The organism is Vreelandella sp. ssv (genome assembly GCF_059448525.1).
Genome location: NZ_CM182545.1, coordinates 2,352,720 through 2,377,018, shown reverse-complemented (window position 1 = coordinate 2,377,018; position 24,299 = coordinate 2,352,720). Strand labels below are relative to the sequence as shown.

Sequence of the window (24,299 nt, the reverse complement as noted above, 5' to 3'; positions counted from 1 at the left end):
GTCAACGCTCGGCCTTGCGCCGGGCGTTGTTCGTTTAAGGCCATTGATAGTATCGTAAAGCACTTAAGGCGTTAGGTTAACAAAACCACTTTCCGTCACTGCGACGTTGTCTTCAATGCGAATTCCTCCGCAAGATGAGAGCTGGTCAATCAAATTCCAGTTCATTGGCAGCGAGCTGTTGCGCAGGGGGGCGAGCAGCATATTAATAAAATATAGCCCTGGCTCAATAGTCACGACCATTCCTGGACGGAGTGTGCGCGTTAATCTGAGTGCTGGGTGCTTTTCTGGAGCCGGCGCTGGAGTGCCGTCCGGATTACGCAATCCGGCAACATCGTGCACTTGTAACCCTAATGAATGGCCTAATCCATGAGGACAGAAAGCTCGGGTAACGCCTCCCTCAACTGCTTGCTCAGCGGTACCTGTGAAAAGATCGTGAGCGATCAATATTTCAGCAAGTTGGTGGTGCATTTGTTCGTGCAGTGCAATAAAACTAACCCCTGGAGCAATGCTGCTGACTAACTCATCTTTCAGACCGTGCATCGCCGTGACCAGCCGGCCAAACACAGCGGGAGCATCTGGGCCAGCGTAAGCGCGCGTAATATCGGCGCAGTAGCCGCGAAAACGACGCCCAGCATCGACTAACAGGCTATAACGCCGCTTGGGTGCATTTAGATCGTAGTGCTGATAATGCAGCACGCCAGCATGTTCATTTAATCCAATAATATTTTGATAAGGTACGTTTGACTCCCGCTGGCGGCTCGCCGCCAAGTAAGCCAACTGAATATCCAGTTCACTGGATGCGCCAATAAATGCTGCCTGGGCAGCTTCATGGCCCGCTATGGCTAAGCGGTTAGCTTCGCGAATACAGGCGATTTCATAAGGCGTCTTAAACATTCTCAGTTCATCAAGCGCACCGACAAGTTGCGTTGGCTGGCAAGCGGCTTTCAATGTTTGTATTGCGCTAGTAGAGAGCTGAGCGATATCGCCAATGATAGCGGCATTCCCGCTCACTGGTGGAGTGATCTTGTCACTGCAGAAGTGAACGTCGAACGCGGCTACCCAGGGTTCTTCAGGTAGATGCGTAGGTAAATGCCAAAAATCAGCGGGGGCGTACAAGTATAGCTGCGGGCGCTTTTCAGGCTGAATAATCAGCCAGCTATACTGCACATCAGCTAATCCCACCCAATGCATAAAGTGGCCGTACGACTGAAAAGTAGGCGTATGATCATCGGCAAAATGGACACTGGCATGTCCACTGTAAATAGCCAGACTGGTAAAGCTGTGCTCGGCCAAGATATCAGCATAAGCAAGCTGTAGGTGGGCTATATGATCTTGTTGCAAGTTAAAAAGAGAGTTTGACATGCAAGCCGTGTCCTTTCTCAAGTAAGCCTTGTTAAATATTGCTTCAAGTGTGAGGCGTAACGAGTTCACTCCAGAACCCGTCGAGTTCTGCGTGGTGATGGCTTTGATGTCGGTAGAGTCGTAGCTCCATAGGGACATCCCAGCGGCTATCACCCGCTCTCACCAATGTCCCTTGAGCTAGTTCAGCGGCAACATTGCGCTCCGGTAACCAGCTCATACCATAGCCAAGTAGCACAAGCTCTTTTATGCCCGCTGCATAGAGATTTTCACTCTGCGCAGTTAAATAACTACTCTGTGGCAGCCTAGCCAAATGGGCTTTAACGGCTGAACCAAGCAGTCCGCGTTTTGGATAGGCAAGCCATGGCGCTGGTTGGTGACGCGCCCCAGGCAGAAGGGCGCAAGGTGCCCCCTGGGGATTTAGTCCTGTCACCGGAATTAGCCTTTCATGGCCAATCACCCGGTAGTTACAAGCGCTGGTATCAATATCTAGATCACAGCGTCCTATCGGCCAGTAGCAAATGGCCAGATCGCACTCAGCACGCGCCAAGGCTTGAAAATAGTCATTGGCCACCCAGCCAGTCGCCCTTAAATAGGGCTGCACGCGGTCTTGCCAACCAGTGGATGCAAGCCACTCAGGCAAAAAATGCGGTAATAGGCTTTGTGGCGCCGCCACCATAATACGTCGCTGCTGGCCGGCATTTATCTCTCGCACACGGTCACGGGTCAGCCGCACTCGCTCGGTCACCTGTTCACACAGGGTCAGGAACTCCTCCCCGGCGGGAGTGAGCGAGAGGGGTAATGTTTGACGATTAATCAGCGTTACGCCCATCTCCTCCTCAAGTAGTTTGATCCGCCGGGAAAAAGTGGGCTGAGTTACGTTTTGATCATCTGCTGCGCGTGAGAAGTGCCGCGTCCTGGCCAGGGCGATAAAATCTTCTAGCCAGCGAATTTCCATGCTCTACCTCTTAGCGCCTTGGCTCGCTGTGTGATGTATGGTGCACTATTCATAGGCGCCTCTCCTCCACAGCGTGGCATGCCACACGGGTTCCGTCATCCTGCGTTTGCAGAACGGGAATCTCTTGCTTGCAGCGCGCATTGGCGTAGGGGCAGCGGCCATGAAATACGCAGCCGCTAGGGAGATTAACCGGGGTCGGCACCTCGCCAGTGAGACGAATATGCTGGGGCCGGTCATCCTTCAAACGTGGAATTGCCGAGAGCAGCGCCTGAGTATAGGGGTGGCGCGGCTTTTCAAACAGTGTCGCTGTGGTGGCAATCTCACATACCGTCCCTAAATACATCACGGCCACGCGGGTGCCAAAGTGCTCCACGACGGCTAGATCGTGGGTAATGAACAGATAGGTCAGGTTCCGCTCTTGCTGGGCTTCCATCAGCAGGTTGAGTACCTGTGCTTGAATCGAGACATCCAGCGCGGAAATAGGCTCATCGGCAACGATGAACTCAGGGTCAACGGCCAGAGCGCGGGCGATGGCAATACGTTGACGCTGGCCACCGGAAAATTCGTGGCCAAAGCGTTTGCCCCAGTCCGGGTCGATGCCGACCGAGCGCATTACCTCTTCCACCTTGTCGAGAATCTGTGGCCGTTTCCAGTCAGGGTGGTGTAGTCGTAGTGGCTCTTCCAGTGTTTGCTGAATGGTCATCCGCGGATTGAGCGACGCATAGGGGTTCTGGAAAATCATCTGCATCCGCTTGCGATACGGCAGCAGCTGACGCGAGCTTAAGTTATCAATGCGTTGGCCGTCGTAGCGTATCTCTCCCTCTGTGGGGGTAAGCAGCCCCATAACGGTGCGCGCCACGGTGGATTTGCCGCAACCAGACTCACCAACCACACACAGCGCTTCGCCGCGTTTGATATCCAAATTCACGCCATTAATGGCATGAACGTGCTCTTGGTGACGCACCAGCTTGCCGCCTTTAAAGCGCAGCTGATCGAGAAAATCGCCCGAAAGTGAAAAGCGCTTCTTCAGATCGCGAATCTGGAGCAGTGAGTCAGCGCTCTCTTCGTTCTGACGAGGAGTAGGATTATGGGTGTCCGTGATGGCCTCAGCGTGCTGACTCATGAGGTTTCCTCCTTCAAACGGCGATCTTCGAGCATTTCAGCCACCATATGACAGGCCACACGGCAGTTACCGGACTCAACAAATTCAGGCACCTGCTGGGTGCAGGCGGGGCGCGGCTGACCATCGGCACGATTGATAAAATCGCAGCGCGGATGAAACGCGCAGCCGCTTGGCAGGTTTGAGAGCGACGGCATGCTGCCGCGAATCTGATTGAGCTTTTCGCCGGGTGTTGCCATTTGTGGCAGGGCGTTGATTAACCCCTGAGTATAGGGATGCTGCGGGTCGTTAATGATTTCCCGGGTTGGACCTTGTTCAATGACACGTCCCGCGTACATGACCAGCATGCGCTGGGTCACCTGGCTGACTACGCCCAGGTCGTGGGTGATCAGAATCAAGCCCACATTATGCTGCTCGCATAGTTCTAGGAGCAGCGCCATGATTTCCGCCTGGATAGTCACATCGAGCGCCGTAGTGGGCTCGTCGGCGATGATGATGTCCGGGTCAAGTAGCAGGGCAATGGCAATAATAATCCGCTGGCGCATGCCGCCTGAAAGCTCATGGGGATACTGATCCAAGCGCGTGTCTGGCGAGGGAATCTGCACTTGACGCAGCTTATCTAACGCAATCGCGCGGGCTTCCTTTGAAGAAATACGGCGATGCGCTTTTAAGCACTCAACCATCTGCTCGCCAATGGAGAGCACCGGATTCAGCGTCATCATGGGGTCTTGAAATATCATCGAAACGCGGTTGCCGCGTACTTTACGCAGGCCGCGTTCAGACATGCGGTTAAGCACTTGCCCATCGAAATTGACAGTGCCGCCCGCGATAAAGCCTGGCTTGGCGATTAAATTGAGCAGCGAGAAGGCGGCGACCGACTTGCCTGCACCTGACTCGCCGACGATACCTAAACGCTCACCGCGTTCAAGGCTGAAACTAATGTCCCGCAAGGCGTGTACTTCACCCTGGCGCAAAGCAAAGCGGACATCCAGATTGTTGACTTCAAGTAGTGCCATGGTGTCCTCAGCCTTTGTAGAGTCGTGGGTTCATAACATCACGCAGCCAATCACCGAGTAAATTGATCGACAGCACCAGCACGACCAGTACCGCACCAGGAATTAAGGTAATCCACCAGGAGCCGGACTGAATGTAGTCAAACCCTGATTTGATCAATGAGCCAAGCGACGGGTGCGTCTCTGGCATCCCCAGTCCCAAAAACGAGAGCGCTGCTTCTGAGATAATCGCGTTGGCAATCTGCACGGTGGAAATAACAAAGATTGGCGACATGGTATTGGGCAGCACGTGGCGGAACATTATGCGCTTACTACGCAGCCCCATGACGCGGGCGGCGTCCACGTACTCTTTGTTTTTCTCAGCCAGCACCGAGGCGCGCACGGTACGGGCGTATTGCGGCCATTCGGCAAGGCCGATAATCAGGATCAACATCATTACCGCGTACTGGCTGTAGAAGGCACTGCCCATGGTCGCTTTGACCAAGGCGCCTACCACGATAGCAACCATCAGCGTCGAGAAAGAGAGCTGAATATCTGCCAAGCGCATCAAGATAGTATCGACGCGCCCGCCTAGATAGCCTGCCATTAGGCCAAAAGTGACCCCCAACAGTGCTTGCAGAATAACCGCGCCAAAGCCGATCAGCAGTGAAACGCGCGTGCCATACAGCACAATCGACCATAAATCGCGCCCTTGGGCGTCAGTACCCAGCGCGTACTGCTCATCTGCGCCTTCAATCCAGAAAGGCGGCAGCTCTGAAGCCATAATGTCAATCTGGGCGAGATCGTAGGGGTCAGTCGGCGCTAATAGCGGTGAGGCAAAGGCGGCGATGACCATGCAGATAAACACGGCCAAGCAGAGTTGGGCGGTACGGTCACGCTTGAAGCTGTACCACATATAAGAGTCGCGCAGACGTTCCCAGCGGTTGGGTGAAGCGCTCGCTTGTGGGGAATTACTTGTAGTGCTCATGCGGGCTTCCCGGTCAATTTGACGGTTGGGTTCACGAAGCCGTAGATAAGATCCACGATCGTATTGGTGACCACAAAAATAACGCCGACAATCATCAGGTAGGTCACGATTAGCGGGATATCGGCACGATTAATAGCGTCTAAAAACATCAGCCCCATACCGGGCCATTGAAATACGGTTTCGGTCAAAATGGTGTAGGCCACCATGGTGCCAATCTGCACACCGCCGACGGTAATCACCGGCAGCATGGTGTTTTTGAGGGCGTGAACGAAATATACGCGGCGCATAGAGATACCTTTAGCGCGGGCGTACTTCACGTACTCGGACTGGAGAACTTCCATCATTTCGGCACGGATAAGGCGAATAAATAGCGGTAGCATGATTGAGGCCAATGAGACGGCCGGCAATACTAAATGTTGTAAACCGTTCCAAGTCGCTAAGTTGGTATCCCAGTTACCCACTACATTAACCAGATCGTAGCCACGGCCAAAGGAGGGCATATTACCTTCAGTAGAAAAGAAAGCGTTTAGCCAAGCGCCCCAGCCAGTGCTTTCGGGGAAAAGCGTAACGGTAACGCCAATCGCAAAAATTTGAATCAGGACGATCGCGGTTAGAAAAACAGGGATGGAAATACCGATAATCGATATGCCCATAAATAGGCGTGAAATCGGTGAGCGGGGTTTGATCGCGCTATATACCCCGATAGGAACGGACAAAAGCACAATAATCATCGTCGAAGCAAATACCAGCTCGAGAGTGGCGGGTAAGTGCCGAGCAATGACTTCTAACGCCGGTTCACGGTAAAAGTACGAGTAGCCAAAATCACCTTGCACGGCATTTTTAGCAAAACGTACGTATTGCACTAAGAAGGAGTCATTGAGTCCTAGGCGTTCGCGAATTTCTTCACGTTCACTTTCGGGCACTGACTGGCCGACCATCTGCTGTACGGGGTCACCCAGGTTATCCTGAATGGCGAAGGCCAGCACGCTGATGACAAACATCACCAAAATCGCGTGCATCAGCCGCTTGATTAAAAAGGCAATCATGGCGTACGCCACCTATGTGAAGGGTTCATCAAAGAAAGTAGGGGCATGTTATTCAGAGCTCTCGCAGACTTTAACCGCAAATAAAAGGCTTCGCTCCCTGAACGATTGGGGAGCGAAGCAACATTGCGGTTTACTCTCTAGCAGTTAATGCTGCAGTGACTCTTTTTGATAAAACGCTATGCTACTGATTAGCAAAGGCGAATATTAGTCTTCGCTACGGTTAATGACTAAATCACCCAAATAGGGGAAGTCAATGGCGTTGACCACAGGCTCAACCTCGATGCCATCGGCTGCTGCGTAGGCAAGGTTCTGCCAATGCAGCATGATAAAGCCGACGTCTTCGTAAAGCATCGCTTCGGCTTCACGCAGCATTTCGTTGCGTTTTTCCAGATCGGTTTCGCTGTCTGCTTCGGTAACTAGCGCATCAATCTCTTCGTTGCAGTAGCTGCCGTAGTTGTACTGACCAGCGCCGGTTTCTTCATCAATACAGAAAGTGAGGTATTGGAAGAAGTTAGCGCTGTCTTCCGTATCGGCGTGCCAGCCAATCATCGCCATATCGGATTCGCGGGTATCGTATTCCGGCCAGTACTGGGCAAGCGGCATGGTCCGCAGGTCAACATCAATGTTGATCTGTGCAAGCATGTTGGCTACCGCTTGAGCAATCTGAGCATCGTTCACGTAACGGTTGTTCGGGGCAATCATTTCAACACTAAAGCCATCTTCATAGCCTGCTTCCGCCATGAGCTCTTTAGCACGTTCGATGTCGTAGCGCGGCACTAGATCCGCGTTATAGCCAGAGTAGCCCTCAGGGGAGAATTGGCCCGCGGGATTAGCAAAGCCGCGCATTAGACGGTCAGCAATGCCTTCCTGATTAATCGCTAGATCAACCGCTTGACGAACGCGAGCGTCTTGGAAGGCTTCAACGCGCTCTTCGTTCATTTGGAAGCCAATGATGCGGGTACCGTCAATTTCAACCAGGTTGACGCCGTCGGCATCACGCACCCGGTCTAAATCGTTAGGTGGTACGGCATCGATAAAGTCAACGCCGCCAGAAAGCAGTGCCGCAACACGCGAGGCATTCTCAGCGATAGGCGTCATTACGATGTTGGAAACGTTGCCTTCGCTTTCAGTATCCCAGTAATCTTCGAAGCGCTCGAAATCCACTCGGACGCCTTGGCGCCGGTCGGTGACAACGAACGGGCCTGTGCCTGAAACGTTGCGCGAAGCGAAGGAGTTGCCCGCTTTGACGATTTCAGCTTTATCGCTACCGTCTTCGGTTTCACCGGTGTAGAACTCGCTGTCCATCGGGAAAATGTACGTCGCGAGGTTGAGAAGCAGCGGGTAAGGCTCTGTCGTTACGATCTCAACGGTGTAATCATCAACGGCTTTAGCGCTGGCAACCGGTTCAAAAATGGCGCGGTAATCAGGGCTCTCTTTCAGACGCTCAATAGTCCATACCACATCTTTTGCGGTGAATTCGTTACCAGAATGGAAGGTAACGCCTTCGCGCAATGTCATGCGCATAGTGGTTTCGTCTACTTGTTCCCACTCTGTGGCCAGACGCGGCTCAAAATCAAAACCTTTGGTCCAGCGTACCAGAGGATCGAATGCCAGGTGAGAGAAGCGCAGCACGCCGCCAGAGAGCTGTTCATGTAAATCGAGTGTTTCAGGATCGGCAGAGTAACCGATGCGCAGTGTTTCAGCACTTGCTGTCATCGGTAGCAATGTTGTACCTGCAACCACTGCACCAATAACAGAAGCCAGTAGGGTTTTCTTGAACGTCATATTTATTCCCTTGGGTCATTGTTTATTGTTCGTTTTACGGGCACTTTTCCTCGCTAAACGAGGGAAATACCCTTAAAACAGACACGGTCAGCTTGAATGCTATGTTAGTAACATAGGCTAACAACATAGAGAGTGCCTATCGCGTCATACAATCGAAATAATGACAGACATCATTCGTCTGCTACATGACGTGGCTATTAGCGGTGCATGGGGGATTTTTTGATTAGACGAAAGTAGTAATCAAAAAGAGCGACGAGAATAGGCGGAGAAGCCATATGTTAAAAAAAATCACAATTGCAGCCATTGTCTGCTGCCTTCCTGGCTTGGCTATTGCCGGTGATACAATGGCAGGAAGTGTGGCTGAGCAAGTCGTAGGCAATGCGCAGGCAAATACATCGGAAATAGCCCCTCAGATCCAAGGGTCACTGGATGGTGAGCAACGCGAATGGTTTATTTTAAGTCATGGTAACGACTCAAATGCATCGTTCGTTGAGCTAGGTGATGATGTCGCAATCGATATTATCGGTTTTGTAGATGACGAAGCTTGGGAGACACAGGAAGCGCTCTCTATTAGCCTGACGGTAAGCGAAGAGCAGTTGATCAGTGCCGTGGTCATACATCCGTTAGGTACCTCACTATCACCCCCGCTGTATACTTCCGAAAGGGAAGGTTCCAAAGAGGGAGGGGTGGACATAACGCTCACCCACTATGAGCGTACCAGTCAATGGATTTACGTGTCTGGTAGAATAGAGGGTGTGTTAGCGCTCCAAGTCGAACTGGGTGAACCGCCGAACCAGGAAGAGATCATTGAAATTGATGTTGAGTTCGACGTTAAAGCACAAAAAATTGAGTTTTAGTCCCGCAGCCGATTCTCGTCGGCAGCGGGCCCTAACGCTGAGCTAAAACTACTTGGCGGCGTAGCGTAATAGGCGGTTAGTCAAACTGTTTGTGTAGCCACGCATTAATCGTATCGGATTCGTACATCCACTCTTCACGTCCGTCATCATGAATAATTTTTAAACAGGGTACTTTGACTTTTCCTCCACCCTCCAAGAGCGCCTGCTTATGCTCAGGATCCAGTTGGGCATCGCGCACCTCAATATTCAAACCTAGTCGCGCTATCTCTTTGCGAACCTTGATGCAAAATGGGCAGGTGCGAAACTGATACAGCGCAAGGCGCTGGCATGTCTGGTCAATTCGGGCTTGCTCTTCAGGCGAGCGCTCAACTGACTTAGGCGTGGAGAGCTTTTCAGAGATCAGCATAAACGGGGCAAGCACTAAGCGAACGCCACGGAAAAAATAGCGAATTAATATGCGCATCGGAAGGCTCCTTTTGCTGATGTTTAGGCTTACGTCAGCGTGACGAGTGGGAAGAGAATGATAGCCATCATTAATAAACGGTGGCCGCATCCTGCAACAACTGGAAGGATTTGTCACTTGAAGGGCGTTTAGGCGCAGTAAATCGCGGTTTAATGTGATGAGTGGATGAGCAAATTGAGTCGGCATGCTAGTCTATTCGGTCATTTTTACGCCATATTTTGGCTTTTTTATTTAACGAGTTTGCGAATAGTCTATTGGCGAATAATGGGGCGAAAGCCATGCATCTGCATATTATTGGTATCTGCGGCACCTTCATGGGGAGCCTGGCGCTGTTAGCACGTGAGCTGGGGCATCAAGTAAGTGGTTCTGACCAGCATGTCTACCCACCCATGAGTACCCAGTTGGTTGATGCGGGTATCACTTTAATGGAAGGCTATCACGCTGACCATCTATCGCCAGAGCCGGATCTCGTGGTGGTAGGTAACGCACTGTCACGCGGCAATAATGAGGTTGAAGCACTGCTCAACAGTGGCGTGCCTTACACCTCAGGCGCGCAGTGGCTGGCAGAGCACGTGTTGCCTGGCCGACGCGTGATTGCGGTAGCGGGTACCCATGGGAAAACAACCACCGCGAGTATATTAGCGTGGCTGCTGGAGAGTGGGGGGTTAACCCCAGGATTCTTAATCGGTGGCGTACCGCGTAATTTTGGTGTATCGGCGCGTTTAGGCGATGAGCGAGCACCTTTTGTAGTAGAAGCTGATGAATATGACACAGCGTTCTTCGATAAACGTTCCAAGTTCATTCACTACCGCCCACATATCGCGATACTCAATAACCTAGAGTTTGATCACGCGGATATATTCCCCGATTTGGCGGCCATTGAGCGTCAGTTTCATCATTTAGTGCGAACTGTTCCAAGCCGAGGCCAGCTTTTAGTGGCCGATGAACAGCCCGCCCTAGAACGCGTGCTTTCCCAGGGCGCATGGACACCGGTCGCCCATTTTGGTGACCAGACATCGAGTGAGTGGCAGCTTACCCTAGAGCGTGATGATGCCAGCCGTTTTCAGGTGCTTCACTGTGGTAGAGATTCCGGCCAGGATGAAGATGGTGTTGTCGAGTGGGCGCTTACCGGAGAGCATAACGCGCGCAATGCTCTGGCAGCATTAGCGGCAGCCAATCTTTGTGGGGTCGATTTAGTTCGTGGCTGTGCCGCGCTGGCACGCTTTGAAACCCCTAGAAGGCGGCAGGAAGTGCGCGGCGAAATCAATGGCATTCAGGTTATTGATGATTTTGCCCATCATCCCACGGCGATTGCCGCCACGCTTAAAGGGCTACGCGCGGCAACCACCAAAGGGCGGCTGTTGGCAGTGATTGAGCCGCGCTCCAACACCATGCGTTTAGGTGCGCTACGCGAACGTCTGGCCGAGAGTGTGGCTGATGCTGACGGTGTGTTCTGGTTTCAGCCCGCAGGGCTTGATTGGTCGATGGAAGCGTTAGTGGCCTCCCAGGGGGAGCGTGCTCAGTTGCATAGTGACATCGATCAGTTGGTAACAGCAGTGGTCACTCAAGCGTCACCCCTAGACCGTATTGTGGTGATGTCTAACGGTGGTTTTGAGGGGGTTCACGAGCGCTTGCTTGCCGCCTTAGCAACAGCCCAAGAAGCCGCCACCAAAGAGGGGTAAGCGTGACTAATCAATCTGAACTGGTATTTAAGAAGCCTATTACTGTCGCATTGACCGGTGCGTCGGGAGCGCAATATGGATTACGCCTGATCGATGTGCTGGTCGCTGCGGGGCATGAAGTGTGGGTCATGATTTCTAAAGCCGCGCACATGGTGATTGCCACTGAAACCGATAGCGAGCTGCCAGCGCAGCCCCAACGTTTAGCGCAGGCGTTAAGCGAGCGCAGTGGTGCACAGCCGGGGCAAATTCGCTGCTTTGGCCGCGAGGATTGGATGGCGCCGGTGGCCTCTGGCTCCGGCGCACCATCGGCCATGGTGGTTTGCCCTTGCTCAACGGGCACACTCTCGGCGGTAGCCACAGGGGCTAGCAATAATTTGATTGAGCGGGCGGCCGATGTAGCGATTAAGGAGCGCCGTATGCTGGTACTGGTGCCACGTGAAAGCCCGTTTTCCCCGATCCATCTTGAGCATATGCTGACATTAAGCCGACTAGGCGTCGTCATCTTGCCAGCGGCACCGGGGTTTTATCACTGCCCACAAAGCATTGATGACCTAATTGATTTTATCGTGGCGCGTATCCTAAACCAATTGGGAATTGAGCATTCGCTGGTTCCACGCTGGGGAGAGGTGGGTGGTGCTGGTAGTGTTTCATCAGTGAAGGATAATTAATCTATGATGTCGTGGGCGACGCTCTCGGTGTTTATTCCAACGTTTTTGTTTGTCTCACTTACTCCCGGCATGTGCATGACCCTCGCCATGGTGCTGGGAATGACCCAGGGCGTTAGGCGAACGCTGTGGATGATGATTGGTGAGTTGATTGGCGTCGGCTTGGTAGCGGCAGCAGCAGGTGCAGGGGTGGCGGCACTAATGCTTCGTCAGCCAGAGCTGTTCGTGTTGTTCAAATGGATGGGGGGTGCCTATTTAGGTTATTTAGGCATTATGATGTGGCGTTCCCGCGGGCGGATGGCGATCCCTAGCGAGCTGGACGCTGGCCCTCCGGTAAGCCGAGCACAACTGGCTATGCAGGGGTTTGTGACTGCGGTAGCAAACCCCAAAGGGTGGGCATTTTTTATGGTCTTGCTGCCGCCTTTTTTGGACAGTAGCCGCGCCTTGTCGGGCCAGCTCAGTCTCCTGATTGCGGTGATTTTAACCATCGAGTTTGCCAGTATGCTGATCTATGCTACCGGCGGTAAAACGCTACGTAATGTGCTCGGTAAAAGCGATAATGTACGCTTGCTTAACCGTATCGCCGGTACCTTGATGATTGGAGTGGGCCTGTGGTTGGCGCTCGGTTAATGTGTTTCTAAACCGGTGGTAACAGTCCCACTCGGGCGCTGATAAGCACCAGCGATGAGATGCTAAGCAGCAGCCAGGGGCAGGGGCGCAGAGGTGGGCGGGGTTGCTGTTGCCAGTGCAGCAAGGTCAGTGCGCAGACAACCAGACCCAGCAGCGCCCCTCCCACCAAATCACTAAACCAGTGTACGCCAACGACCAGTCTTGATAACGCCATAGGCAGCGCAAGCGCAAGCGCTATCCAGTATGCCCAAAAGCGTTTCTGGCGAGGGAGTTCAGCCGCTATAAACGCCGCAGTTAAACCAAACAGCACAACCGCCGTAGAGGTATGTGCACTTGGGTATGAAAACGACCCCATGAGATAGTCTGGTGTGTCAGGGCGTGATCGCCCAAAAAGTCCTTTCCCGATGATGTTAAGCAGCGCTACGCCTGCAAATGCGCCAGCCCAGTGCGAGAGGGCGTCCCAGCGTTTGACTGTCAATAACCACACTGCCCAAGGCAGAACCAGGGCGATAATGCCGAATGTGTCGCCGATTCGCGCCAGGATATTGCCCGCTGCGTAAGAAAAATCGCTCTGCAGTCCCGTAAACAGGCGATGAATAAAAACATCCATATTCAGCGGACCATTTTCGGTAATCACCATCAGTGTCCAGCCAGACAGGCTGCCAAGTGCTAATACCAGTAGCAGCAGTGAGGCCAGTGGTACGTCACCCGATTGGCTCATCGCAAGCCAGGGTCGCCTAAGCAACGGCAGACGACGCACGCTGCCTGCAATCGCCCGGTATAGTCGTCCATGCCGTGTCGCCTGGTGCCGACCCCAGGAAAAAATGATTGCGAGTATGACAATAATGACGGCCAGAACGAGCAACGCCGCTTCAAGGCCAGGCGGTAGATTTAAGTGGTGCTGCCATGTGCGACCGAGTAAGTAGCCGGGTAAAAGGTATGTAGGTGCCCATAGCGCAGCAGACGCTACGTTGGCCCAAATAAAGATGCGCGGCGGCATCCTCATCATACCGGCAACCAGTGGGATAATAGGTCTGACAGGGCCGACAAAACGGCCAATAAACACCGACCAGATGCCGTAACGCTCAAAGAAGCGTGCTCCTCGGCCCAGCCATTCAGGGTATTGTGAAAGAGGCCACCGTTGGGTGACTTGCTCGCGATGCTTGTACCCGAGCGAAAAGCTGATGCCGTCACCAAAAATGGCGCCCATAAAAGCCGCGCCAACCAACCATGCCAAGGCAATGTCTTGATGCCCTGCCAGCGAAGCTGCCGAGGTAATTAATACCACCCCGGGTACTAGCAGTCCCACCAGCGCAAGCGATTCCACTAATGAAATTATCAACACCAAACAAACTAATAGTGGCGGCGATGGCGTTAATGAGTGAAGCATATCGACTAGCGGCACATACATCTCCGGCGATAAAGAAGGGGCTTGGACTAAAAGGAAATTAAACGTTGGCGAGGGATTTTCCGCGGGCTTCAAGCCGCTTCACGTAACGCTCAAAGCTCTCTGCTCGGCTGGGCAAGCAGGCCGCTATGCGAGCTTCAAGTTGGCCAGTTTCAACCAGCACACTTTGCGAGAGCGCACGCTGTAGGCGCTCTCGCACTAAAAGCGCGCCACTTTCACTTGTGTCAGGCAGCACAAGCCAGAAAGTGGCATTGTCCGCGCGGCCAAGCACATCATGATCCCGGCAGCGACTATTCACTTCACGGCACAGAGCACCTAACAGCGCCGTCTGTGCTCGATGGCCAAACTGCTCCGCCGCCATATCCAATTGCGGCAGATGGAGTACTAATACAACTAACTGCTGATTGAGCATTGCTGCGCGCTGAAACTCACTATTCAAGCGCTCTTTTAGCGTGTCAATGTGGTAGGCATTGCAGTCGCTATCGTTTGGATCGGTAGCTCTAAGCAGCGCACGGCGACGGGCGTGCTCCCAGCGTGGTAGCGCCAGTAGTAAGGTTAAAGCGGCATATCCAACAATAATCGCTGGGGGAGCAGAAGCGATGGAGGGCAGCAGCCACCACAAAGGGCCAATAGCGATATTGATAAGTAGCGCAGCCCATAACGGTAATAATAAAAAAGCAGCGGTGATGGGCAGGCCTAACCAAATTGGCGATATCTGCTGGTGATAGTAAAAAGCGCTCAGCACTACTGAGTAGGTGCAGCAAAGCAAAATAATGCGCGGTAGATAGCTCTTTAGCCCTTGTCCAATATGCATTAGCAAGGCTGACATAAGTAGCAGGGTCATGAAGGTAGGAATAAGCAGGTCGCGGTAGTCTCCCATAGCATATAGCCAAAGGGCATAGCCGGTCATCAGCGCAATACTGGCGGCGTAAGCAAGCGTCATTAACCGCTTGGGAATATGGTGCTCCGTCATATCGTCTCCCGCACCCGCTCAGCCGGTAGCTTGCTCATCTCAAATACCGATAGCGTTGTCGGTTCGATATCAATTAATTCAAGGTATTCACTCGTGATATTGTCGGGTAAGTCTGCGAGCAGCAAGCTGCGACGTTGGGCGGCTTCTTTCGGTGTGCGTGCAAGAATCAAGGTGGCCAGCGTCGTGCTGCTTAAGCGGTATACGTTCTCAAAATCATGCGTCAATTCACAAAGTTTTTGTGCGGTTGGCCAGAGCTGATGGCGTTTTAAGTGCAGAATAAAGACTTCTGCATGAATGCCTTCACGCTCACAGCGCGTTTGTTCCCGGGTAATATCACGCAGTAATTGTTCTCCAGCCCATAGATTGAGGCCAGGAATCAAGCGTAAGCGTTGGCGAATAAACCCGTTCATATCAATAAGCTGTTGTGCTCTGGAAAGGGCCAGCAAGCCAAGTATAAGCAGACAACAGAGCAATAAAATAAATGCTGGGTTATCTAAATGAAATGCCACCATAACCGAACTAAGCAATCCAGCACTGAGATTAAATGCCGCCACCCAATTATTTTGAGGCAGCATCAGCATTGCAGCCCAGGCCCAAATTAAAATGCCGTGCCGCTCAGGCGCAGCCGCAATTAACGCGAACAGCAGCGCCCCCGGCACAATCTGCCAGGGTAAGCCCCGCGAGCGACGGTGACTGAAATCGAGCATGAGGGCGGTGATAAACAACCAGCCGACCGATAGCCAAAGCACCAATGCAGCTGCAGGTGGCGTAGAGGGTGTCCAGAGCGCCAACGCAACAGCAGCAGCTAAAAGATTGGCACGTAGCAGGCGTATTTTGTACTTGCTTTGCATGGTGACTTACTATTCGTCCTGAATAACCAGAAGTATCTGAGCAAGTGGGAGAGCGTATGATGGCTAACATACACAACATACATTAGCGCCTTGATCATCCTCAGTATAACGTTGAAATGGCGTAACATAAGCACAAACATGAAATTGACTGAATGCTTATGCCAAACCATGGCACTAAGTATATGGTTTCTTAACCACTGCACACGTTACCCTGATACTGTTTAGGGCATTATCAACCTTAGCTCGCGGGAGACAGTATGACCGTTTCAACACCGTTCCAAGAAGAGGCCCATCAGCACTTATCTACCGGAGATGTGCCCGCCTATGTCAAGGCCTTGGGGCAGGCAGCACGCCGCGCAGCTGGCAAGCTTCGCCGGGCAGATGCGGGACTGAAAAACCGTGCTTTGATGGCTATAGCGCAGCGTATGACAGAAGCGCGTGGTCGAATTCTAGACGCCAATGCTGAGGATTTACAACGTGGCCGTCAGAACGGATTGGATAGCGCGCTGTTGGATCGTTTAGCCCTCAATGATTCACGCGTGGATGCCATGATTGAAGGTTTAAACCAAGTGGCGAGTCTGCCGGATCCAGTGGGCGAAATAAGTGATATGCGCTATCGGCCCAGTGGTATACAAGTGGGCAAAATGCGCGTGCCATTAGGCGTTATCGGCATTATTTATGAGTCGCGTCCTAATGTGACGCTGGAAGCTGCCAGTTTATGTCTTAAGTCGGGGAATGCCTGCATTTTACGTGGCGGCTCAGAAGCCAGTGAGTCAAATGCTGCCATCAGTGACTGCATTCAAGCAGGGCTTGCTGATGTAGGTCTGCCAGCCGGTAGCGTTCAGGTGGTAGCGACCACGGACCGTGCCGCCGTGGGCGCTATGATTAGCATGCCAGAATATGTTGATGTCATTATCCCGCGTGGCGGAAAGTCACTGATTGAACGTATTACCCGTGAGTCGCGCGTGCCGGTCATCAAGCATCTCGACGGTGTTTGTCATGTTTACATCGATACCACCGCTGACCCTGCCAAAGCGTTAGCTATCGCCGTCAATGCGAAAACACACCGCTACGGCACCTGCAATACGATGGAAACCTTACTGGTCGATGCTCCGATTGCTGACCTGCTATTACCTGAGTTGGCCCGTGCTTATGCCGAACATCAGGTAGAACTGCGGGGTTGCCAGCGTACACGTGCTCTGCTGCCACAGGCCGTGGCGGCAGAAGAAGCGGATTGGTATGCCGAGTATTTGGCTCCGGTGCTGGCCATTAAAGTCGTTGATGGTATTGATGAAGCAATGACGCATATTGAGCAGTACGGCTCTCACCACACTGATGCGATTGTGACCCAGGATTATTCGCTTGCCCGACGCTTTATGGCGGAAGTCGATTCCAGCTCGGTAATAGTGAACGCTTCGACGCGCTTTGCCGACGGATTTGAGTATGGCCTGGGTGCTGAAATTGGAATTTCTACCGACAAGCTTCACGCTCGAGGACCGGTCGGTTTAGAGGGCCTAACGACGCAGAAATATGTGGTGTTCGGTGATGGCCAGGTGCGTGAGTAAGGTGGTGGCATGAGTCAGTGTTTGCAACGTATCGGTATGTTAGGTGGCACTTTTGACCCAATTCATTTGGGCCATTTGCGTAGTGCAGTAGAGTTGCATGAGGCACTGTCGCTTGATCGACTGCATATGATACCGGCTCAACAGCCGCTATTACGCGGTCAGCCTCACGTGCCAGCTCAACAGCGGCTGGCGCTGTTAAAAGCGGGTATCGGTGATACTCCTGGCTTGATAGCCGATAATCGCGAATTGCAGCGTGAAGGGCCTTCCTATAGCGCTGATACGCTTGCTGAGCTGCGTACTGAGTATGGAGAGCAGGCGCGCCTAATTATGGCTATCGGTTTCGATGCTTTTATGCGACTCGCACAGTGGTATCAACCGGCGCGTATATTTGATTATGCTCATCTCGTGGTTATTGCTCGACCCGGATATAGCGATCCGTTGCCACCTTCATTAATGGAACTGGTCGAGCATCGAGTAGTCGATAGCGTAGATACATTAATGCAGCGGCCATGTGGTGGCTATTTATCACTAGAGCTGCCGTCGCTAATGGCCATTTCGGCGACCTATATTCGCCAGCGACTCGAAGCGGGTAAAAGTGTGCGCTATTTAGTGCCACCTGCCGTCGAACAGGCGATTGCACACCATGGACTTTACCAACAGTGTGAATAGCACTGGCAGTCACCAAATAAGCCGTTACAATGGCCGGCTTTATTGACCGATTACCCCATGAGGTTGTCTTTAGGAGTCATGCACATCGATACATTGAAAAATCTAGCGGTTGACGCGTTAGAAGAACTGAAAGCACGCGACATTACGCAATTGGATGTCGCCAAATTAACCGAGGTCACCGACCTCATGTTGATTGCCAGCGGTACGTCGACCCGTCATGTCGCCGCTTTGGCACAAAATGTAGTGGAAAAAGCCAAGGCCGCAGGGCTTGGCCCGTTGGGTGTAGAGGGTGGCGATAACGCCGATTGGGTGCTGGTTGACCTGGGTGACGTTGTGGTTCACGTCATGATGCCTGAAGCGCGTACCCTCTATGATTTAGAGCGGCTATGGGCAGATCTGCCGAGTGATTCAGGTGCGATTGGTGAATCTCTGGAGCGCTTCCAAGAGCGAGCCGGCATGTCATGAAGATCCGGCTGTTAGCGGTGGGAAGCAAAATGCCTGCTTGGGTAGAAGAGGGCGTCGAAACTTACCGCAAGCGGCTACCGCGGGATTTTAATCTCGAGATAGAAGAGGTAGCGCTAGGTCAGCGCGGCAAAAACGCGGATATCGCCAAAGCGCGTGCTCAAGAGGCGCAGCGTATTCGCGATAAGCTGCGGGGTGATGAGTACGTAGTGGCGCTGGAAGTCAAAGGCAAGCCTTGGACCACCGAACAGCTGGCACAAGAAGCCGATGCCTGGCGCATGACAGGTCGCGATATCGTCTTGCTGGTGGGCGGGCCAGATGGTCTAGAGCCTTCGCTCTCAGCTGGCGCTGATAAAACGTGGTCGATCTCTCCGTTAACGCTGCCTCATCCGCTCGTGAGAATTATGCTGGCCGAGCAGCTCTACCGAGCCTGGACACTATTAGTGGGGCACCCTTATCACCGCTAACGACTGAGCAGTGAGCCATCTCTGTTTGCGTCCTGTTGCGCCCTTCGTTTGATTTGAGAGTCATCGTTACCATGCTCAAGCGCCCCAACACGCTAAAAAATTCTGAGCAAGAACTGCGTATTTTTCGTGTTAGAGCGCTGCTCGCCGTATTAGTGGTGTTGACTCTTGCAGGCTTATTGGCCGGGCGCCTTGTTTATTTACAGATTGTCCAACACGATATGTACAGCACGCGCTCTGAAAATAACCGAGTGCGCGTAGAACCATTGCCGCCTAACCGCGGCTTGATCTATGACCGCAATGGCGTGCTATTAGCTGAAAACCGTCCAACCTATAACCTGACACTAGTGCGCGAACGCGTCGATAATCTGGACGAAACCCTTGCGCTGCTGGTTGATCTGCTAGAACTGCCTGAAGAAGAGATTGAGGCGTTCAACGTGCGTTCACGGCAACGTCAAAGGCCTTTCCAACCCGCGCTGCTGACCAGCGATCTTAGCGAAGAGCAAATTGCCCGTCTGGCTGTTAATCGCCACCGCCTGCCAGGGGTGGAAATAGAAGCTCAGCCGCTTCGCTATTACCCAGATGCCGAAATTATGGCGCATGCGCTAGGTTACGTGGGCCGCATCAACGCTGAAGAGATGGAAACACTGGATGCGGGCCGTTATGCAGGCACTCACTTTATCGGTAAAACCGGTATCGAACGGTTTTATGAAGAGGAGCTGCATGGTCAGGCGGGCTTGCGTAAGGTAGAAACTAACGCCCGTGGACGAGTATTGCGAGAGCTGGGTCGAACGGACCCTGTGCCTGGGGAGAATTTAACGTTAACCCTCGATAAGTCACTTCAAATGCTGGCTTATGAACTGTTGGATGGACGTCGTGGCTCTATCGTGGCCATCGCGCCTGCCACGGGTGAAATTCTCGCCATGGTGTCGACACCGGGGTTTGACAGTAATCAGTTTGTCACCGGTATTGACGTCGCCTCTTATCGTGGTTTGCAGGAAGACCTTGATCTACCGCTTTTCAACCGAGCTATTCGTGGTCATTACCCTCCAGGCTCGACCATTAAGCCTTTTCTGGCCCTAGCCGGGTTGGTGAAAGGGGTAATTACTCCTGATAGCACGATTAATGATCCCGGTTATTACCAATTACCGAATGACTCACGGCGCTATCGCAACTGGTTGCGCTGGGGGCATGGTCGAGTCGATATGGAGCGCTCTCTCGCTGTTTCCAATAACACTTACTACTACACCTTAGCGCATGATTTAGGCATCGATAACCTCCATGAACAGATGAGCAATTTTGGCTTTGGTCAGCGTGTCGCTCACGATGTACAGGGAGAAAGCAGCGCTTTAATGCCCTCGCGTGATTGGAAGCGCGGTCGCTTTAATCAGCCATGGTATCCCGGTGAAACACTGTCGGTGGGCATTGGGCAGGGCTACTGGCAGGTGACGCCTTTGCAACTGGCCAGCGCTACAGCAACACTGGCTAATCGGGGACACTGGGTGAAGCCACGTTTAGCACGCCAGATTGGCGATACCCCTGTCCCACGCGACCTGCCTGAAACATTAGATGACATTCAATTAGCCAATGATAGCTGGTGGGATAGGGTATTCAGCGGTATGGAGAAAGTCATTAGTGGCACTGAGGGTACGGCGCGCCGAACAGGGGTGGGCCTTGAGTATCGTATGGGCGGTAAGTCAGGCACCGCACAGGTCTTTTCGCTAGGTCAGGATCAGCGTTATAACGCGGATGAGTTGGCGGAGCGCCTGCGTGACCATGCGCTATTCATGGCTTTCGCACCCTTGGAAGACCCCCAGATTGCCGTTTCCGTTATTGTTGAAAATGCCGGCGGCGGTAGTACCCACGCAGCGCATTTGGCCCGCGCCATGACGGATGCCTGGTTGCTCAAGGATGAGGCGCCTGACGCAGAGCAGGTGCGTGAAGTATTAGAAGAAGATAGTGCCAATGTGGAGGGTAACTAAGCCATGCCTTGGCATTACATAGCGCGCTCGATGCGTGGCTACCCGGTACGCCCGCCAGAGAGTGGAATTGCCCGGCGCAAAAGTATCTGGGAGCGGATCCATCTAGACCCATGGCTGCTTGGCTTACTACTGCTATTAATGGGTAGCGGCTTAATTGTGCTTTACAGCGCTTCGGGTCAGTCCATTGATGCGTTGATTGCACAAAGCATACGTTTTGGCATCGCATTGGTAGGCATGGTGATTATTGCCCAATTCTCACCCTCTACTTTCCTACGCTTTGCACCCCTGGCCTATGGTATCGGTGTGGCCATGTTGGTGGCCGTTGATGTTGTGGGGGATGTGGGCATGGGGGCCAAGCGGTGGTTGGAAATTCCTGGAGTGATCCGTTTCCAGCCATCTGAAATGATGAAACTAGCCGCCCCGTTAATGGTTGCAGCTTATCTCAATCGCTGTGAACTACCGCCGCGGCTACGCGATATTGTGGTGTGTGGGGTCATTATCGGCGTGCCCGTTGTATTAACGGCCATTCAGCCTGACTTAGGTACCTCTCTGCTGGTATCCAGCGCTGCCCTGATAGTGGTGCTGTTAGCGGGTTTGTCATGGCGCTTAATAGGTTTCATTACCGCGCTGGGGGCTGCAGGTGTGCCGGTATTATGGATGAATATGCACAACTACCAGCGCCAGCGGGTGTTGACGTTTCTCAATCCCGAAAGCGATCCATTGGGCGCCGGCTGGAATATCATTCAGTCGACCACGGCCATTGGCAGCGGAGGGCTATGGGGCAAAGGTTGGTTACAAGGTACCCAGTCCCAGTTAGAGTTTTTACCAGAGCGGCATACGGATTTCATTATTGCCGTCTTGGGCGAAGAGTTTGGCTTGGTCGGTATGTTGGTGCTGTTATGCCTGTATCTATTGATCGTGAGCCGTGGATTATGGATGGCCACCGCTGCTCAAGATACCTTTGGTCGCTTAGTGGCGGGCAGTATTATCCTCACGTTTTTTATCTATGTTTTTGTCAACATGGGCATGGTGAGCGGCATTCTACCCGTGGTAGGCGTGCCATTGCCGTTAGTGAGTTTTGGTGGCACCTCAAGCGTGACCTTGTTGGCGGGTTTCGGTATTCTCATGTCCATACATGCTCATCGGCGGCTGCTATCGCGCTAGCGAAGCTGCCCAGCCCAGACATATAAGTTCAGACGCCTGTGTTGCTCGGCAATGGAAAACTCAGGAATGGATGGTTCCAGAATTAATCGTTCTGGAATGAAGAGCTCAGGAGTGGAGAGTTAATGAACAAGGTACAAGGGAAGACGAGCAGCTATTTTTTGGCCGCCATGATGTGCTGGGTGACGCCCTCGACGTTTGCCGATGAGCTGCCTCCGCACTTTGCACCCACTCAGAATGCAGACAGCCAAGTGCTATTGGAAGAGCTTGTAGAGCAGGGGTTGCCCAAAGCGTGGCTTGAAGAGGCGCTGGGGAAGGCTAACTACACCCAGAGTGTCTTGGATGCTATGGAAGGGGCTGCCGAACGTCGTCTGACGTGGCATGAGTATCGCGCTATATTCATGACCCAGCAGCGCATTGAAGAGGGCGTTGAGTTTATCGACGCCCACGCCGACGCCTTGGCTCACGCCGAAAGCACCTACGGCGTGCCCGCTGAAATCATTACCGCTATTATTGGCGTTGAAACTTATTATGGTCGCCATAAAGGCCAGCACCGTGTGCTCGATTCACTGGCCACATTGGCTTTTCACCACCCGGCAAGGGGCGCTTTTTTCCGCGGTGAGCTGGCAGCTTTTTTACGTATAGCCTACGAGCAGCAGGTGGATCCTACCGAGCTACGCGGCTCTTATGCGGGGGCGATGGGCTATCCGCAATTTATTCCCACCAGTTATCAAGCCTATGCCGTTGATTTCGATGACGATGGCCGTCGCGACCTTTGGGAAAACCCGGTAGATGCGATTGGTAGCGTTGCCAATTATTTTGCCAGGCATGGCTGGAAATCTGGGGCCGATATTTACCACCAAGCCACTGGGCCAGAAACGTTATCTGAAGAGCTGTTAGAGGAGCTCTCATTTAACCAGACTTCACCTCCTGCGGTGAGCGTCGCACAGCTCGCAGCGAATGGTCTCGAGTCTAATGACCCGCTGGATGCGGAGCATTCGGTCATGCCGCTAGCGCTGGAGTTCGCCGATGGCGAGACCCAGTACCGGTTTGGCGAATATAATTTTTATGTGATCACTCGCTATAACCACAGCCACCTCTATGCCATGGCAGTCGCTGAGCTGGCGGAAGCGATCGCCGCATTGCACGATCAGCTGCATGAGGATGATATATGAATAGCAAGCTAACGATGGCCCGGCGTGCGGGCGGGTTGGTTGCTCTGCTGGCGCTGGTTAGTGGCTGTGCTAGTAACGAGCCCCAGCGAGTTGATACCTCTGGCTCGGCTAATCAAACAGCGGCCCCCGTATCGCCTGCTGCGAACACCAGTGGCGGCCGTTATGCCATGAATGGTGATGCTTACCCACTTGAGCCACCGGATGTTACCAAGGTGCCTGATGCAGAGCCGCGTATTGAGCAACCTTCTTCAGGCGGCAACCGCTCGACCTATGAGGTGTGGGGGAAGACCTACCACGTAATGCCAGATGCAACTGGCTATGAAAAACGGGGTACTGCCTCTTGGTATGGTGAAAAATTTCACGGTTACGCGACCTCAAACGGCGAAATCTATGACATGTATAAAATGTCGGCAGCGCATCGCTCGCTACCATTGCCCACGTTCGCTCGGGTAACGAGTTTAGATAGCGGGCAGTCGGTGATTGTCAGGGTAAATGATCGCGGCCCGTTTCATAGTGATCGTGAAATAGATCTCTCCTATGCTGCGGCAGCCCGCCTAGGTTTTCTCGACCATGGCACTGGATCGGTTAAAGTTGAAGCAATCAATCCACAACAGTGGCTAGCCGAGCGAGGAAGGGGTGGCAATGCTCCGGCGCAAGCAAGGGCTCCAGAGCCGAGACAAGTTGCTTCGAGCGCGCCGCCGGTCGTCACCCAGCAAGCGGCGCCTAGTGGGCCTGCGACTGAGACGCGATCACAGGCAAGTGTTCCTCCGCTAGCATCCAGCCAAGGCGGAACAGGTGACGCAGTTTATCTGCAGATTGCCGCTCTAGGTAATCCGGAAGGTGCACAGCAGTTACAGCAGCGTTTGCGGGTTGAACAGCCCCATGACGTACGTATTATGAGTGATGCCGACGTCTACCGCGTGCAAGTAGGTCCCATTAGACCTGGGCAAGAGACACAGGCACGTGAAACGCTGCGTCAAGCGGGGTTCCCTCAAGTCTTTGTTGTGCGATAATTAGCCCCCTATTTATTTCTTGTGGCGCGTC

At 53.0% G+C, this 24,299-nt stretch carries 23 protein-coding genes; 12 read left to right on the top strand and 11 right to left on the bottom strand.

All coding sequences use genetic code 11. The features are described 5' to 3' along the window. Positions 1-63 precede the first annotated feature (63 nt). From pepQ to AC5TBW_RS10880, 7 genes are all read right to left on the bottom strand, one after another. The gene (gene pepQ, locus AC5TBW_RS10910; protein WP_495508599.1) at positions 64-1,362 is read right to left on the bottom strand and encodes a Xaa-Pro dipeptidase; all 1,299 of its coding nucleotides are present in this window, start codon (positions 1,360-1,362) and stop codon (positions 64-66) included. Positions 1,363-1,405: 43 nt separating this feature from the next. Next, positions 1,406-2,317 (bottom strand): LysR family transcriptional regulator, encoded by a 912-nt coding sequence (locus tag AC5TBW_RS10905; protein WP_495508598.1) that lies wholly within the window; start codon positions 2,315-2,317, stop codon positions 1,406-1,408. A 49-nt stretch (positions 2,318-2,366) separates the two neighbouring features. After that, positions 2,367-3,440, bottom strand: a complete 1,074-nt coding sequence (locus AC5TBW_RS10900) for an ABC transporter ATP-binding protein (protein ID WP_495508597.1) — start codon at positions 3,438-3,440, stop codon at positions 2,367-2,369. Then, entirely contained in the window at positions 3,437-4,453 is a 1,017-nt protein-coding gene (locus AC5TBW_RS10895; protein WP_495508596.1) for an ABC transporter ATP-binding protein, read from the bottom strand. The genes AC5TBW_RS10900 and AC5TBW_RS10895 overlap by 4 nt, the downstream gene beginning before the upstream one ends. Before the next feature lie 7 nt (positions 4,454-4,460). After that, the gene (locus AC5TBW_RS10890) at positions 4,461-5,417 is read right to left on the bottom strand and encodes an ABC transporter permease (RefSeq protein ID WP_495508595.1); all 957 of its coding nucleotides are present in this window, start codon (positions 5,415-5,417) and stop codon (positions 4,461-4,463) included. After that, the gene (locus AC5TBW_RS10885; protein ID WP_495508594.1) at positions 5,414-6,463 is read right to left on the bottom strand and encodes an ABC transporter permease; all 1,050 of its coding nucleotides are present in this window, start codon (positions 6,461-6,463) and stop codon (positions 5,414-5,416) included. Before AC5TBW_RS10885 ends, AC5TBW_RS10890 begins: the two co-directional genes overlap by 4 nt. A gap of 204 nt (positions 6,464-6,667) precedes the next feature. Next, on the bottom strand, positions 6,668-8,248 hold the full coding sequence (locus tag AC5TBW_RS10880) for an ABC transporter substrate-binding protein (protein ID WP_495508593.1): 1,581 nt from the start codon (positions 8,246-8,248) through the stop codon (positions 6,668-6,670). Between the two features lie 275 nt (positions 8,249-8,523). Here AC5TBW_RS10880 and AC5TBW_RS10875 point away from each other — a divergent pair, with 275 nt between their 5' ends. Further along, positions 8,524-9,105, top strand: coding sequence for a hypothetical protein (locus tag AC5TBW_RS10875; RefSeq protein WP_495508592.1), 582 nt, complete (start codon positions 8,524-8,526; stop codon positions 9,103-9,105). 76 nt (positions 9,106-9,181) lie between these two features. On the opposite strand, the gene AC5TBW_RS10870 is transcribed toward AC5TBW_RS10875, so the two are convergent. Beyond that, a complete protein-coding gene (locus tag AC5TBW_RS10870; protein ID WP_495508591.1) occupies positions 9,182-9,568 on the bottom strand; it encodes a glutaredoxin family protein in 387 nt (128 codons plus the stop codon). Positions 9,569-9,846: 278 nt separating this feature from the next. Here AC5TBW_RS10870 and mpl point away from each other — a divergent pair, with 278 nt between their 5' ends. Genes mpl through AC5TBW_RS10855 form a run of 3 tightly spaced genes read left to right on the top strand, consistent with a single transcriptional unit; the run spans position 9,847 to position 12,545 of the window. Further along, a complete protein-coding gene (gene mpl, locus AC5TBW_RS10865; protein WP_495508590.1) occupies positions 9,847-11,250 on the top strand; it encodes a UDP-N-acetylmuramate:L-alanyl-gamma-D-glutamyl-meso-diaminopimelate ligase in 1,404 nt (467 codons plus the stop codon). A gap of 20 nt (positions 11,251-11,270) precedes the next feature. Then, positions 11,271-11,918: a flavin prenyltransferase UbiX gene (locus AC5TBW_RS10860; protein ID WP_495511952.1), complete on the top strand. Its 648-nt coding sequence runs from the start codon at positions 11,271-11,273 to the stop codon at positions 11,916-11,918. Positions 11,919-11,921: 3 nt separating this feature from the next. After that, the gene (locus AC5TBW_RS10855; RefSeq protein WP_495508589.1) at positions 11,922-12,545 is read left to right on the top strand and encodes a LysE family translocator; all 624 of its coding nucleotides are present in this window, start codon (positions 11,922-11,924) and stop codon (positions 12,543-12,545) included. 7 nt (positions 12,546-12,552) lie between these two features. Here the strand turns inward: AC5TBW_RS10855 and AC5TBW_RS10850 are convergent, their stop codons facing one another. From AC5TBW_RS10850 to AC5TBW_RS10840, 3 genes are read right to left on the bottom strand one after another with little or no spacing between them, the layout of a single operon-like run. Then, positions 12,553-13,950: a bifunctional DedA family/phosphatase PAP2 family protein gene (locus AC5TBW_RS10850; RefSeq protein ID WP_495508588.1), complete on the bottom strand. Its 1,398-nt coding sequence runs from the start codon at positions 13,948-13,950 to the stop codon at positions 12,553-12,555. A 43-nt stretch (positions 13,951-13,993) separates the two neighbouring features. Further along, the gene (locus tag AC5TBW_RS10845) at positions 13,994-14,926 is read right to left on the bottom strand and encodes a diguanylate cyclase domain-containing protein (RefSeq protein ID WP_495508587.1); all 933 of its coding nucleotides are present in this window, start codon (positions 14,924-14,926) and stop codon (positions 13,994-13,996) included. Continuing rightward, positions 14,923-15,777 carry a hypothetical protein gene (locus AC5TBW_RS10840; RefSeq protein WP_495508586.1) on the bottom strand — a complete coding sequence of 285 codons (855 nt, stop codon included), beginning with the start codon at positions 15,775-15,777 and terminating at the stop codon, positions 14,923-14,925. The genes AC5TBW_RS10845 and AC5TBW_RS10840 overlap by 4 nt, the downstream gene beginning before the upstream one ends. 257 nt (positions 15,778-16,034) lie before the next feature. Between AC5TBW_RS10840 and AC5TBW_RS10835 the strand changes: the two genes are divergently transcribed. The 8 genes from AC5TBW_RS10835 (at position 16,035) to AC5TBW_RS10800 (ending at position 24,268) form a co-directional block, all read left to right on the top strand. Further along, entirely contained in the window at positions 16,035-17,342 is a 1,308-nt protein-coding gene (locus AC5TBW_RS10835) for a glutamate-5-semialdehyde dehydrogenase (protein ID WP_495508585.1), read from the top strand. Between the two features lie 9 nt (positions 17,343-17,351). After that, entirely contained in the window at positions 17,352-18,011 is a 660-nt protein-coding gene (nadD, locus tag AC5TBW_RS10830) for a nicotinate-nucleotide adenylyltransferase (protein ID WP_495508584.1), read from the top strand. A 78-nt stretch (positions 18,012-18,089) separates the two neighbouring features. Next, positions 18,090-18,476, top strand: a complete 387-nt coding sequence (gene rsfS, locus AC5TBW_RS10825; protein WP_007112938.1) for a ribosome silencing factor — start codon at positions 18,090-18,092, stop codon at positions 18,474-18,476. Continuing rightward, positions 18,473-18,940 carry a 23S rRNA (pseudouridine(1915)-N(3))-methyltransferase RlmH gene (gene rlmH / locus AC5TBW_RS10820; RefSeq protein WP_495508583.1) on the top strand — a complete coding sequence of 156 codons (468 nt, stop codon included), beginning with the start codon at positions 18,473-18,475 and terminating at the stop codon, positions 18,938-18,940. The genes rsfS and rlmH overlap by 4 nt, the downstream gene beginning before the upstream one ends. A 71-nt stretch (positions 18,941-19,011) precedes the next feature. Continuing rightward, entirely contained in the window at positions 19,012-20,919 is a 1,908-nt protein-coding gene (mrdA, locus tag AC5TBW_RS10815) for a penicillin-binding protein 2 (protein WP_495508582.1), read from the top strand. 3 nt (positions 20,920-20,922) lie between these two features. Then, a complete protein-coding gene (rodA, locus tag AC5TBW_RS10810; protein ID WP_495508581.1) occupies positions 20,923-22,083 on the top strand; it encodes a rod shape-determining protein RodA in 1,161 nt (386 codons plus the stop codon). A 122-nt stretch (positions 22,084-22,205) separates the two neighbouring features. Continuing rightward, complete coding sequence (gene mltB / locus AC5TBW_RS10805; RefSeq protein ID WP_495508580.1) at positions 22,206-23,255, top strand: lytic murein transglycosylase B; 1,050 nt, start codon at positions 22,206-22,208, stop codon at positions 23,253-23,255. Continuing rightward, entirely contained in the window at positions 23,252-24,268 is a 1,017-nt protein-coding gene (locus tag AC5TBW_RS10800) for a septal ring lytic transglycosylase RlpA family protein (protein ID WP_495508579.1), read from the top strand. Before mltB ends, AC5TBW_RS10800 begins: the two co-directional genes overlap by 4 nt. Positions 24,269-24,299: the final 31 nt, after the last annotated feature.

Excerpts from the sequence above, each read along its gene's own strand:
- rodA (WP_495508581.1), top strand. The coding sequence starts at position 20,923 with ATGCCTTGGCATTACATAGCGCGCTCGATGCGTGGCTACCCGGTACGC.
- AC5TBW_RS10835 (WP_495508585.1), top strand. The coding sequence starts at position 16,035 with ATGACCGTTTCAACACCGTTCCAAGAAGAGGCCCATCAGCACTTATCT.
- nadD (WP_495508584.1), top strand. The coding sequence starts at position 17,352 with ATGAGTCAGTGTTTGCAACGTATCGGTATGTTAGGTGGCACTTTTGAC.
- AC5TBW_RS10855 (WP_495508589.1), top strand. The coding sequence starts at position 11,922 with ATGATGTCGTGGGCGACGCTCTCGGTGTTTATTCCAACGTTTTTGTTT.
- AC5TBW_RS10900 (WP_495508597.1), bottom strand. The coding sequence starts at position 3,440 with ATGAGTCAGCACGCTGAGGCCATCACGGACACCCATAATCCTACTCCT.
- pepQ (WP_495508599.1), bottom strand. The coding sequence starts at position 1,362 with ATGTCAAACTCTCTTTTTAACTTGCAACAAGATCATATAGCCCACCTA.
- AC5TBW_RS10895 (WP_495508596.1), bottom strand. The coding sequence starts at position 4,453 with ATGGCACTACTTGAAGTCAACAATCTGGATGTCCGCTTTGCTTTGCGC.
- AC5TBW_RS10905 (WP_495508598.1), bottom strand. The coding sequence starts at position 2,317 with ATGGAAATTCGCTGGCTAGAAGATTTTATCGCCCTGGCCAGGACGCGG.
- rlmH (WP_495508583.1), top strand. The coding sequence starts at position 18,473 with ATGAAGATCCGGCTGTTAGCGGTGGGAAGCAAAATGCCTGCTTGGGTA.
- AC5TBW_RS10880 (WP_495508593.1), bottom strand. The coding sequence starts at position 8,248 with ATGACGTTCAAGAAAACCCTACTGGCTTCTGTTATTGGTGCAGTGGTT.
- AC5TBW_RS10870 (WP_495508591.1), bottom strand. The coding sequence starts at position 9,568 with ATGCGCATATTAATTCGCTATTTTTTCCGTGGCGTTCGCTTAGTGCTT.
- AC5TBW_RS10800 (WP_495508579.1), top strand. The coding sequence starts at position 23,252 with ATGAATAGCAAGCTAACGATGGCCCGGCGTGCGGGCGGGTTGGTTGCT.
- mltB (WP_495508580.1), top strand. The coding sequence starts at position 22,206 with ATGAACAAGGTACAAGGGAAGACGAGCAGCTATTTTTTGGCCGCCATG.
- rsfS (WP_007112938.1), top strand. The coding sequence starts at position 18,090 with ATGCACATCGATACATTGAAAAATCTAGCGGTTGACGCGTTAGAAGAA.
- AC5TBW_RS10890 (WP_495508595.1), bottom strand. The coding sequence starts at position 5,417 with ATGAGCACTACAAGTAATTCCCCACAAGCGAGCGCTTCACCCAACCGC.
- AC5TBW_RS10885 (WP_495508594.1), bottom strand. The coding sequence starts at position 6,463 with ATGATTGCCTTTTTAATCAAGCGGCTGATGCACGCGATTTTGGTGATG.
- AC5TBW_RS10840 (WP_495508586.1), bottom strand. The coding sequence starts at position 15,777 with ATGCAAAGCAAGTACAAAATACGCCTGCTACGTGCCAATCTTTTAGCT.
- mrdA (WP_495508582.1), top strand. The coding sequence starts at position 19,012 with ATGCTCAAGCGCCCCAACACGCTAAAAAATTCTGAGCAAGAACTGCGT.
- mpl (WP_495508590.1), top strand. The coding sequence starts at position 9,847 with ATGCATCTGCATATTATTGGTATCTGCGGCACCTTCATGGGGAGCCTG.
- AC5TBW_RS10845 (WP_495508587.1), bottom strand. The coding sequence starts at position 14,926 with ATGACGGAGCACCATATTCCCAAGCGGTTAATGACGCTTGCTTACGCC.
- AC5TBW_RS10875 (WP_495508592.1), top strand. The coding sequence starts at position 8,524 with ATGTTAAAAAAAATCACAATTGCAGCCATTGTCTGCTGCCTTCCTGGC.